We start from the raw sequence: 12,468 nt of genomic DNA, 5'->3' as shown, positions 1-12,468 counted from the left end.
ATACTATATATATTAAAAAACCTTAACAATTGTTAAAAAAATATCCCTATTTTTATAATTTATTTTATAAATCAACGCCTCTTTATTAAGTTAAAACGAGGAAAAGGATTGTCTTATTAAACAATCCTTTTCCTATAGCTTTCTAAAGTCTAAATTTTCTGTATTTTATTTTATGGAATTTATGAACAAAGAATACTCTTGCATAGATGATAAAAGTAGACTTTTACTTACACTATATTTTTCTTCATTTGCTGCTTTTGAGGCAGTATCAATTTTTTCGTTTATGTTCTTTACATAGTCAATCAAATTATCTTTAAATAAACTCATTTCAGAATAATCAATCTTTTCAGCTTCTTTTGATATATTTTGTGATATTGCCTTTCTATTTGTCAAAATAGTATTATATTTTTCCATATCTACATTATTTTCATCATTCGACCAAAAACTTGATTCTTCTTTAAAGTTTGTTATTAATTTATTTAATTCTTTGGATATACTATCTATATAAGCATAATTACTTGTATATTCTAAAGATAGCATAGGTGCATCTAAATGAGATAAAAACGCATCTGGAAATACTTTTCTTATAGAACTCATATGTTTTCTAACTTCATTTTCATCAAAAGAAGAGTATGTTTGTATTTTTTTTACTCCATCCTTCTCCATAACTGAAAAAGGTATATCACTACTAACTAATGATGTTTGTATTTTTTTCAAATCGTCATCATTATCTATTGCAGCAACTTGGATAGTATATATATCCCATCCTTCAATAGTAGCTAATTTTACTTCTTCTGGTTCCTTGGTATTATTTACTGCTTTTTCTGAATTACTATTTTGATTATTATTTGAATTGGTTTGTGATTTAGATTTTTTTCCATTTTTTATGGCATTTAGTTCATCAGATATATCTTTATAAGTTATATCTGATGAACTATTTAGAAATGGTATTTTAGCTGATATATACTCTAACATCTTGCTATCTTTTATTTTTGTATAAGAATAATAGCCAATCAAACATAAACAAGCAATAGTTATTATATACTTACGCACATCTATCTTATGTCTATTATTATTAAATCCTCTGTATATCGTCTTTCTTCTATTCATTAGTTTGTCCCCTCCCAAAATTATATTATTAATAAAGTATATTTTTAAGAGTCTCAATTTATGAATAGAAAACTTATTTATTTTAATTTTTTAATAAAAATTATATCTACTAAGCAAATCGTCTTGCTCCAAGCAATGCTTTAGACCAATATGAAGTAGTCAAATTGTCTACTTTAACCTTATTAGGATTAGTTTGAGTTCCACTACAATGTATAAACTTACTATTGCCTACATATATACCTACATGGTTCGTTGCTCCATCTCCGTCAGTATCAAAGTAAACTAAATCTCCTGGTGCATAGTTACCCATAGAAACTGCACTTCCAAATTGAGCTTGCTCTCTAGAAACTCTTGGTATAGAAAGTCCAACTGAGTGTTTAAAAACATACTGTGTAAATCCAGAACAATCAAACTTATCTGGACCAGATGCTCCCCATTGATATGGTATTCCAATAAGTGTATATGCAAAATCTACTACTTTTGAACCATTTACAGTCGATTTATCTGAATTTCCAATAGATGAAGAATTTGAATTACTATTAGATTGGGAATTATTATTAGATGATGAATTAGAGTTTTCTTTTAATCCTTCAGTAGTCTCAGAAATATAACTAGAACTTACCCATCCAGTTGTCCCATTTGATAATTTTACTTTATACCATCCATTACTTTTAGCTTTTAACTCAACAACATCTCCACCATTTAATTTTCCGATTACAGAATAGCTTGTCCCAGGACCACTTCTTACATTTAAACTTACAGTAGATGTTACTTTTCCCTTCTTGCCTTCAAGTGATACTTCACTAGATTGATTTTTATCAGTGTTGTTATTATTAGTAGTATTACTTGAATTAGAATCATTTGTTCCAACATCTTCTGATGTTTTTGAGATATACTGACTACTAGCCCATCCAGTAACTCCATTTGATAGCTTTATTTTATACCATCCATTACTTTGTTCTAATAACTTTACTACATCTCCATTATTTGCTTTACCAACTAATGAGTAGTTTGTACCTGCACCACTTCTTATATTTAATCTAGAACTGACATTTACTTTTCCATTCCCACTAATAGATGTTCCACTTGATGTTGAATTATTTTGATTCGAAGTACTTCCAGATGAACCACTCGTTGATATGTATTTTGAACTTCCCCAGCCAACAACAGAACTTGACACTCTTACTTTATACCAACCATTAGATTTTTCTAAAATTTCTACAGTTTTTCCCTTATATAACTTTGCTACTTTGTCACAATCAGCACTTGGCCCGCTTCTTATATTTAAAGCACTAGCTGTCACAACTCCCTTTTCAAGAGCACTTGCATGTATGGAACTAACAGATACTGCTACTGCTCCAATCCCTAAAGCCGTTATAGCTTTCTTCACTACTATCACTCCCCCCAACATATTTTTATAATCATAAATTTGTACCACTATTATCCATTTTTAACAACTATATTTTAATGATAACTTATTCTATTATTAATTGTAAAGAAATTATAATTATATTATTAAAATTAATGATTCTTAGGAAGTATTTCAATCCAATAATTATCTGGGTCCGCTATAAAATAAATTCCCATACTTTCATTTTCAAAACATATACAATCTAAGTCTTTATGAAGTTTTTTTGCCTCATCAAACTCTTCAACTTCTAAAGCCAAATGGAACTCATTATCCCCTAAATTATATGGTCTATCCCAATCTCTAAGCCAAGTTAACTCTAATGTATGGCTAGTAATCCCATCTCCTAAATAAACTAGTATAAAACTTCCATCTTCTGCTTCTTTACGCTTTACTTCTTTTAGACCTAAAGCTTTATCATAAAAATTCAAACTTTTTTCTAAGTTAGTAACATTAAAATTGTTATGGCAAAAACTAAACTTCATTTTGAAATCACTCTCCAATTTTTACTTTTTTTATATTATATCATTATTATAACTTTATTTAAATCAAATTAAGTTAAAAATTTGAATAATACTACGTAATACTTAAGTAGCATTAAATTATTTAAAAGAATATGTCAAAAAAAGAATAAGTTCTATTAAACACATGAAAAAATTGTACTCAAGTTATCTTGATTGTGTAAAATAATAGAACTTATTTTTTTAATTTTTATATTTAATTTTTAATTTTTTCTTTTATAATATAGTTTATTACTTTTTTTCTAATATCTTCAGCACTATAATCATCCTCTATTTCTATATCTAAAAGTTTTGCTATTGATTTCATATCTTCCCTAGTTTTTGACCTATAGCTTGATATCAGTTCATCTTTTATTTTCTCAGGTTCTAAAAGATATTCTTCATCTCCTCTTTTGAAAGTAACATATTTTTGAGCATATGAATTTCTATTATAGTATATATACCTTGATATTTTTCTTAAAATCTGATTATATGAAAGTCGCTTATTAACATTAAGCTTTAAGTACTCTGAAAAAGCAAATAGCTCTTTTTTTGATTTAAATAATGTTTCTTTTTTGATAGTTCTTGATATCGAAGTTACACTTTCTTGATATGCACACTTTTTTAACATTTTTAAATATACTCTATTAAGACCAATACTTTGATTGAATTTTTTTATATTATTATTAATAACTTTATCCAAATTACCTTCAAAGTATTTTTTTGCTCCTTTTTGTGATACATAACTCTCAAGTTCTTTGTGGGCCATATCAAGTATCATTTTTTTTAAATCTTCTTTATATCCTCTAGACTCCATGATACTCCCTCCCTTAGCTATTTATAGTATATTCAAAAAGTTTACGAAATGTGAATCTTTCTCGAAATTTTTTACTTTTTATGTATATATTAATTTAAAAGGGGAGATAATAGTAATGTAAAATCAAACATACTCAATCTCCCCCATTTTTAGACCTCTATTACTCCCCCAATAGAGGTCTTTTTTTATTTTATTATTTTTTATTCAATTCCTTTTAATTCAAAACCTAACTCTGCTATTACTTCTTTTAACTTATCAACTGATACATCATCTTTCATATCTACAGATGCACATTTATTTTCCAAATCTACATCTAAAACTTCAACACCATCTATATCTTCTGTTAATGCAGTTTTAAGGTGATTTACACAGTGTCCACAACTCATACCTTCTACTAATAGTTTCTTTTTCATATCAATTACCTCCTTATACCCTATAGGGGTATTTTATCACACAGTTTAAATTTTTTAAATATAAATTAGTCATTTAATTTATTTCGATTCATTTGAGCTTATATCTAAGTTAGAGATTCCCTCATATACATCAAATTCATTTGGAGTAATCTTTCCTTTTAGTCTACTATTGCTTACAATATAGTTGTTTCTAATAGCTAAACTTATAAATGTTGCATTATCCTCAACATATTTTTGTACATCTTTATAAGCTTTCTTTGTTTCAATTTCAGATGCAGAACTTGTCAGTGCAGACATGTATCCATTTAACTTATCATCAGTATATCCGCTGCTTGCTATTATACTACTTACATCTGGTACAATAGATAATTTCCATCCTACCAATGCCAAATCGTAATTTTTAGAATTAAGGGCACTTTCCATTTCTTTGTCGGATAACTGATTTATCGTATTGTTTATTCCTATAGCTTTTAGGTTTTCACTTATTATATGTGATGTTTTTAACCTCTCACTATTATCTTTATTTACTATTATTTTTAAATTCATTTCAGAAAGTCTTTTCTTTACTTCCTCTTTTTCTTTATTTTTTTTATCTTCAGCTTCTTTTTTTACTCTCTCAGCTTCTTCTTGTTCAGCCTTTTTTTGTTCTTCTGCAGTAAGTTTCTTTGTATTTTTTTTAGTTGATTTTTTTTGTTTTTTATCTACCTTATCATTTTTTGGATTCACTGCATTTATATTTGCATATTCTACTTTATTAAGATACTCAATCGCTTTATCTTTATTGTACTCTAAATCTTTCACATCACTGCTATAATATTTTGATTTTGAGTTAAGTGGAAAATTAACAGGAGTTGCATCATCCATATAACCTTCACTAATAATTCTACTTTTATTTATAGAATGTGCAATTGCTTTTCTAAAATTGACATCCTTAAAAAAAGAATTATTGTAATTAAATAATACACATTCATAATCTCTACCTTGATATTTTGTTATATTAAACTCTTTTTCTTGAAATTTGCTCAAATCATTCAGCGTAACATTTGTTATATCACTATCAAGAGCCATAACCATAGATGTTCTAGCATCTTCGTTAGGAACCATTCCTACTTTTACATTTTTCATAGCTTTAGGAACTTCTTCATAGTAATCCTTATTCACAGATAAAATCATTCCTTCTCTTTCTGTATATGATTCTATTTTATATTTCCCATTTCCTATCATATTATTATTTTTGTCATTTACATCTTTTGAATCTAAATGATTTTGAGATACTATTGGAAATATTAAACTATCAATAGAAAAAGCATACTTAGCTTTAAATTTTATTGTAAAATCTTTATCTGATTTAATATTTACAGAAGCTATATTTTTTGTAAATTCATTATATGGACTTTCTGCACTTTTTTGAATTAAACCAATTGTATAATTTACATCATTTGAAGTAACTTCTTTTCCATCATGCCATTTTGCATCGTTTAATTTTATATCTATACTCATTCCATCTTGAGCTATATTGTACTCCTTCACTAATTGAGGAGTTACATTATAGTTTTCATCTATTGTAAACAAGCCATCATAGATTAAGTTCATTATGTAGCCAACAGACTTATCAGTATTTGTTATAGGGTTTATAGTCTTAGGAGTCACCATCGTTAAGTTTATATACTTGGCATCTATAGAGCTCTGACTTTTAATACCTGATTCACTGCTACTTTCTTTTGTTTTAGTATTACTACAACCAACTATCATAAGAGTTATAGCTAAAATTACTGTTAAGACTTTTATTTTCTTCATTAGTTTTTCCCCTTCTCGCCATATATCTTATTATAATTTTTATAATTATTTTTTACTTTTTCTACATACTTTGAAGTTTGTTCAAAGGGTATATCATGTAGATTCTTTCCATCTTTACTATATTCATTATTTTCTAACCATTTCTTTACATTACCTGAGCCACCATTATATGCAGCTATTACTAAATCCAATGAACCAAATTCTTTATATAATTTATTTAAATACCAACAACCAATTCTTATGTTGGTTTCTGGGTCAAAAATATCAATATTTTCTAGATTCAGTTCTTCCGCTCCCCAATCTCTAGTTATGTCTAATATTTGCATTAACCCTTTGGCCTCTTTTTTTGAAACAGCAGAGCTATTAAACTTACTTTCTGCTTTTATGACACTGTAAACTATATTTTCATCTAAATTAAATTCTTTAGAATATTTTTCTACATACTCTGAGTATTTTTTAGGATACAAAAACTTATGTATTATTTTGCTTTCCATTAATAGTGCCCCAAATAAGATTATAAAAATAGATAGAACCAATACTTTCTTATTATTCACGCCAATTCTCCTTCATGTATTCAATAAATTTGTATACTTTATTCTCTAATTCAGTTATTGTTCCCGAATTATCTATTATATAATCACCATATTTGGATTTTTCTTCCTGACTCATTTGTGAATTTATTCTGCTAAGTGCTTCTTGTTTACTACAATTATCTCTCTTTTGTATTCGGCTAATTTGTACTTCTTGTTTACAAGTAACCACTAATAGCTTATCTACTATTTCCAAAAATCCACTTTCTACTAATATTGCTGCATCTAATATTACTATCTTTTCGTCTTTTTTTCTAGCTTCTTCTATATCACTTATTATTTTTTCTCTTATTATTGGATGTGTCAGATTATTTAACTCATTAAGTTTTTCTTCATCATTAAAAACTATTTTCCCAAGAGCTTTTCTATCTAAAGTTCCATCATCCTTTTTTATATTTCGACCAAAATGTTTAAATACTTTTTCTAATAACAACTCATCCTCAAAGATTTGTCTAGATATAATATCTGCATCCACTATAGTAATGTTAAATTTTCTAAATATATTCGATAGGCTGCTTTTTCCACAGCCTATTCCTCCTGTAAGTCCTAATATCAACATAAAATCACCTACTTTGTCTCATACCAAGAACTACCAACATTTAAATCTACATCTAAGTGAACATCCATATTTACAGCATTTTCCATTTCATCTTTTACAATCTTTTTAACTATATCTATTTCATCGTCAATTGCTTCAACTATCAATTCATCATGAACTTGTAGTATAAGCTTTGATTTCAAATCATTTTCTTCTAACTTTTTGTGAACATTTATCATAGCAATCTTTATTATATCTGCTGCACTTCCTTGTATTGGTGCATTCATTGCAAATCTCTTTCCTCTATTTCTCTCCATAAAATTGCTAGATTTTATTTCTGGTATATATCTTCTTCTGTTTAAGATAGTCACAGCATAACCATCTTCACTGGCCTTTTCTACTGTAGTGTCCATAAACTCTTTTATCTTATGATACTTAGCAAAATAACTTTCTATATACTCTTTTGCTTTTGGCACAGGTATATTTAAATCATCAGCCAATCCAAAATCACTTTTACCATATATAATACCAAAGTTTACTGCCTTAGCTGCACCTCTTAATTCACTAGTTACATCTTCCATAGAAACATTGAAAACTTGTGAAGCTGTTTTAGTATGAATATCTTCATTATGTTTAAATGCTTCTATCATATTTTCATCTTGACTCATATGTGCAAGAACTCTAAGTTCTACTTGTGAGTAATCGGCATCAACTAGCTTACAATTTTCATCTGCAATAAACACCTTTCTTATTTTTCTACCCATTTCCATTTTTATAGGTATATTTTGAAGATTTGGTTCTGTAGATGAAATCCTTCCAGTAGTTGTTATAGTTTGATTAAATGATGAATGAATTCTATTACTTTCTGGATTTATTATGTTTAGAAGACCTTCAACATAAGTAGAATTCAGCTTTACTATTTGTCTATACTCAGTTATTTTGTCTATTATTGGATGTTTATCCCTTAATTTTTCTAAAACATCTGCATTAGTTGAGTATCCAGTCTTGGTTTTTTTGATTATTGGAAGTTCTAATTTTTCAAACAATATAACACCTAACTGTTTTGGTGAATTTATATTAAATGGCTCTCCTGATAATTCATAAATTTCCTTTTCTAGTGTAGAAATTATTTCTTTAAACTCAATACTTAGGTCATCTAGTATACTCTTATCTACTTTTATACCTTCATATTCCATATGCCCTAAAACTTCCACCAAGGGCATCTCTACATGGTAAAAAAGACCATCCATACTCATATCGATTAAACTTCTTTCCATCATAGGAATTGTTTCTTTAACTGTGCAGATTATTTGCCCCATATACTCTGCCAAATCTTCAAATTCTAAATCTTCGTAGTTCTTAGATTTAACACCTTTACCTAGTAATTCTTCTTTTGATTTAACTTTTTTTGATAAGTATTTCATAGCTATAGCACTACAGTCATATGATGTAGATGAGGTAGAATCTATTAAATACTCCGCTATTGTTATATCAAAATTTATATTTTCTAAGTTTATATTATATGGCTTTAAAGATATATAATCATCCTTTAAATTATATCCAAACTTCTTGATTTCTTTATTTGAAAGTATACCATCTAATTTTGTTACTTCATCTGAATCTATATAATATATTTTTTCTCCATCTACACTTATAAAGATATATATTATATTTTTTTCAAGTATATTACCTTGTCCTCTAACAGTTTTTAAAATAACTTGTCCTTTTTTATTTACTTCATCTATAAATTTATCTATATCTTTTAATTTTAATATTTCTATTTTTTCTTCTACTTGTTCAGTATCATCTGAGTCAACCAAGTCAACTAATCTTGATAAAAGGCTTGTAAATCCAAAATATCTAAACTTATCTAAAAGTTCATCTTTATCATAATCGCCAAAAATCATACTATCCAAATTTACTTCAATTGGTACATCCCTTATAATTGTTGCAAGTCTTTTGCTTTGAATAGCTATTTCTTTATTTTCTTCTATCTTCTTTTTTACGCTTCCTTTAAGTTTATCTGTATTTTCTATTAAATTCTCTATACTAGAAAACTCTTTTATAAGTTTTATTCCTGTTTTTTCCCCTATTCCAGGTACTCCTGGTATGTTGTCTGATTTATCTCCCATAAGTCCTTTTAAGTCAATAAACTGAGTTGGAGTCATTTCATATTTTTCAATTACAGAGTTAAAGTCATATTCTTCAACTTCTCCTACACCTTTTTTTGTTATAAGAGTAGTCGTCTTATCTGAAGCAAGTTGAATGGCATCTTTGTCTCCAGTTACTATGTATACTTTATATCCATTATCCTCTGCTTTTTTAGAAACAGTTCCTATAATATCATCTGCTTCATAACCATCTATTTCTAATCTATTTATTTTAAATTTATCTAAAAGGTCTTTTAGTGGCTGTAATTGCTCTGCTAATTCATCTGGCATTCCCTTTCTTCCTGCTTTATAATCTTTATACTCTAAGTGTCTAAATGTAGGTGCTTTTCTATCAAAAGCTACACTTATATGTGTTGGTTTATATATATCTATTATTTTAAACAACATTGTCGTAAATCCATATATAGCATTAGTTTTTAAGCCTTCTTTATTATTCATTTCTGGCAAAGCGTAAAATGCTCTATTTATTATTGAATTTCCATCTATTATAATTAATTTTTTTTCCAAATTATATCACTCCTAAAGATTCTCTATTTTTGTAACATATATATTATATACCAATATGCTATTATTTAATATTCCCATAATAATAATAGTATATTAAAATTAAATATGTTGCAAACAATATATTTTTTTGCTATAATAATAAACATGACATGACCGAGTGGTGGAATTGGTAGATGCAATTAACTCAAAATCAACTGTGTTGATTCATAAATTTTCATGAGGAAAAGCTAGTATTTATGATATTTTGACAGTTTGATGAGTGCTTTGTATTCAATATTCCTCTTGCATATTCTTGGAAAATCTGGTAGGATATACAAGTAGTTCGGATTTAAAATATAAGCCGCTGTGGCGGAACTGGCAGACGCATACGACTCAAAATCGTACGGGAAACCATATGGGTTCGAGTCCCATCAGCGGCACCAATAAATTAAAACTCTTTAGTTTAAACTAAAGAGTTTTTTATTGTCACATTCCCTAAATATTCACTAACACTTTTTCTTTTACTTTCAACTGTGGCTTTTTATAAATTTATATAATTGTATATTAAAGATAACATCTAAAATTCTCTTAAGAATATAAAACTTAAAACCTTAATATTTTTATTGTGATTTTAATTTTTTCACTACAACTTTTTATCCAACTTATTATATACAACTACCATACAAATAAATTGAAATAAAAGAAGTAATCCAAGCCCAATTAAAACCCATTTACTTAGTATCATTATTGAAAATACACTCAATGCAGATACAATAAATATAATAATCACTAAAACATAAGACATAATTTGGTTAGTAATACGTCCAGATTTATCACGTAACATAATTCTTCTCTCATCATTCATCTCTATTTTTTGATTTTCTAGCTTTTTTTCATACTCTTTAGCCTTTTCAGGCTTACTCCAATAGATATATTGACATATCATACATATTCCAGGTCCTAAAGATGCTCCAGCAAGCCCCCATATAAAAGCTTCAAATGAAAATTCTGTTAATGTAGCCAATAAAATAAATAAAACTCCAAAAACAAGATAAACAATACCCATATATAATCTATTCTTTTTCATTTTTACTCCTCCTCATAAATAAATATTTCTTCAATACTCATATCAAAATATCTTGCTATTTTAAATGCTAAAATAATTGATGGATTATATCTGCCATTTTCTAATGAACCAATCGTTTGTCTTGAGACTTGTAAGGCAATGGCAAGCTCTTCCTGCTTTATCCCTTTCTTTTTTCTTATTTCTTCTAATCTATTTTTCACATTTTTCTCCTTAAATCATTTCATTTTATGTAAAGCTTGCTTTCCATAATTATACACCCAGATATGTTTTATGTAAAGCTTACTTTCCATATTTCACTAAAAATAACAGACTATTTTTAGTCTGCTATTTCAAAATTTCATCTTATTTCTCTAGTTTTGAATTTGTTTCTTAATTGGAATCCAAACTTCTACTGTATAATCAGGAGCATTAATATCACCTTTAGGATAAAGTTCCATATCTGGTAAACTAGCATACTCATACCCAGAACTTGGTAACCATTCAGTAATAATTCTTTTTTGCAATTCCTGTATAGCAGTAGCATTTGGCATGGGAGAAACACATTCAAATACTGCCCATGTACCCGATGGTATAAAATATTCATAAGTATTTTCTAAAGTATGTCTATCTGTTGGTGCAGCAATATAATAGTCTAAGTCCTTTCCATTCATACATGTGCTTACTCCAAGTAATCCATGAGGTTCATGATTTATTAATTCCAAAAGTTTTTCAATCATTCCACTTTGTATAGATTTAGCCCATAACTTTGGAACCTTATCAAAACATTCCTCTACAATCATATTCATATGCTCTTTTACTCCAACAATACGAAATCCCTTTTTTTCCACAATACGATATTGCATTTCTACATTTCCCTTTACATAAATAGTTAAGGTTATCCTAGGATATGCTTTTAAAACAACACCTTTTGCTCTAGCAGCAGACGGAGAAATACTATGTATGTTTTGAAAAGCCCTATTAAAAGATGTAGGTGAATCATAACCATATTTCTCAGACAGCTCTAAAATTTTAATATTACTATTTTGTAGTTCAAATGCTGCCTTAGTCATACGTCTACGTCTAATATATTCAGACAAAGGTACTTCTGCAATATATGAGAACATTCTTTGAAAATGGAAGGTTGAACAACATGCAATTTTTGCTGCTTCTGCATAATCCACTCCACTTTCAAGATTGTCTTCAATATAAGTAATAGCTTGATTTAATTTATTTATCCATTCCATTTAACATTCCCTCCAAGCAAATTATACAGTTTAATAAAATAATATACCTCTCAATCTATGCACAAAATTGTAAGATTTAAAATACTATTTCAACAATAGATACAGATTCAGTTTAAAGTATAACATTTACTCATTTAGCTATCAATTTTATATTGGCTTTATATCAAGTCCAATAATTTACATTAATAATCCTCTTTTACATAAAATTTATCAACTAATAATGCTGAAATTAGATTATACAACTATACAACAAAAGAGTTCAATGACATTATTCCATATAATGCATTGAACTCTTTATAGAAATTAATTTAAGTAAAACTAAATTAAA

Annotated in this window: 12 protein-coding genes and 1 tRNA gene; 1 reads left to right on the top strand and 12 read right to left on the bottom strand. The window is 27.6% G+C overall.

Annotation, left to right across the window (positions count from 1 at the left end; all coding sequences use genetic code 11):
• Positions 1-165: 165 nt before the first annotated feature.
• The 9 genes from IC174_RS03550 to polA all read right to left on the bottom strand — a co-directional run bounded on the left by IC174_RS03550 (position 166) and on the right by polA (position 9,851).
• Positions 166-1,110, bottom strand: coding sequence for a hypothetical protein (locus IC174_RS03550; RefSeq protein WP_227482183.1), 945 nt, complete (start codon positions 1,108-1,110; stop codon positions 166-168).
• Between the two features lie 109 nt (positions 1,111-1,219).
• Entirely contained in the window at positions 1,220-2,500 is a 1,281-nt protein-coding gene (locus tag IC174_RS03545) for a C40 family peptidase (RefSeq protein ID WP_227482182.1), read from the bottom strand.
• 131 nt (positions 2,501-2,631) lie between these two features.
• The gene (locus IC174_RS03540) at positions 2,632-3,003 is read right to left on the bottom strand and encodes a VOC family protein (protein WP_227434067.1); all 372 of its coding nucleotides are present in this window, start codon (positions 3,001-3,003) and stop codon (positions 2,632-2,634) included.
• 232 nt (positions 3,004-3,235) lie between these two features.
• The gene (locus IC174_RS03535) at positions 3,236-3,835 is read right to left on the bottom strand and encodes a hypothetical protein (protein ID WP_227434066.1); all 600 of its coding nucleotides are present in this window, start codon (positions 3,833-3,835) and stop codon (positions 3,236-3,238) included.
• A gap of 200 nt (positions 3,836-4,035) precedes the next feature.
• Positions 4,036-4,248 carry a heavy-metal-associated domain-containing protein gene (locus IC174_RS03530; RefSeq protein ID WP_227434065.1) on the bottom strand — a complete coding sequence of 71 codons (213 nt, stop codon included), beginning with the start codon at positions 4,246-4,248 and terminating at the stop codon, positions 4,036-4,038.
• A 78-nt stretch (positions 4,249-4,326) separates the two neighbouring features.
• Complete coding sequence (locus tag IC174_RS03525) at positions 4,327-6,045, bottom strand: ABC transporter substrate-binding protein (RefSeq protein ID WP_227434064.1); 1,719 nt, start codon at positions 6,043-6,045, stop codon at positions 4,327-4,329.
• A complete protein-coding gene (locus IC174_RS03520; protein ID WP_227434063.1) occupies positions 6,045-6,599 on the bottom strand; it encodes a lytic transglycosylase domain-containing protein in 555 nt (184 codons plus the stop codon). Before IC174_RS03520 ends, IC174_RS03525 begins: the two co-directional genes overlap by 1 nt.
• Complete coding sequence (coaE, locus tag IC174_RS03515) at positions 6,592-7,194, bottom strand: dephospho-CoA kinase (RefSeq protein ID WP_227434062.1); 603 nt, start codon at positions 7,192-7,194, stop codon at positions 6,592-6,594. Before coaE ends, IC174_RS03520 begins: the two co-directional genes overlap by 8 nt.
• An 8-nt stretch (positions 7,195-7,202) precedes the next feature.
• Entirely contained in the window at positions 7,203-9,851 is a 2,649-nt protein-coding gene (gene polA / locus IC174_RS03510) for a DNA polymerase I (RefSeq protein WP_227482181.1), read from the bottom strand.
• Between the two features lie 339 nt (positions 9,852-10,190).
• On the opposite strand from polA, the gene IC174_RS03505 reads away from it, so the two are divergent.
• Positions 10,191-10,273: transfer RNA gene (locus IC174_RS03505), tRNA-Leu, on the top strand.
• 200 nt (positions 10,274-10,473) lie between these two features.
• On the opposite strand, the gene IC174_RS03500 is transcribed toward IC174_RS03505, so the two are convergent.
• From IC174_RS03500 to IC174_RS03490, 3 genes are all read right to left on the bottom strand, one after another.
• Positions 10,474-10,917 carry a hypothetical protein gene (locus IC174_RS03500; protein ID WP_227482180.1) on the bottom strand — a complete coding sequence of 148 codons (444 nt, stop codon included), beginning with the start codon at positions 10,915-10,917 and terminating at the stop codon, positions 10,474-10,476.
• Between the two features lie 2 nt (positions 10,918-10,919).
• Entirely contained in the window at positions 10,920-11,117 is a 198-nt protein-coding gene (locus IC174_RS03495) for a helix-turn-helix transcriptional regulator (RefSeq protein ID WP_227434059.1), read from the bottom strand.
• Positions 11,118-11,267: 150 nt separating this feature from the next.
• On the bottom strand, positions 11,268-12,140 hold the full coding sequence (locus IC174_RS03490) for an AraC family transcriptional regulator (protein WP_227482179.1): 873 nt from the start codon (positions 12,138-12,140) through the stop codon (positions 11,268-11,270).
• Positions 12,141-12,468: the final 328 nt, after the last annotated feature.

It is taken from the genome of Clostridioides sp. ES-S-0001-03, assembly GCF_020676075.1.
GTDB lineage: Bacteria > Bacillota > Clostridia > Peptostreptococcales > Peptostreptococcaceae > Clostridioides.
Note: the sequence above shows the minus strand (reverse complement) of the source record. Positions and strands in the feature narration are given on the sequence as shown.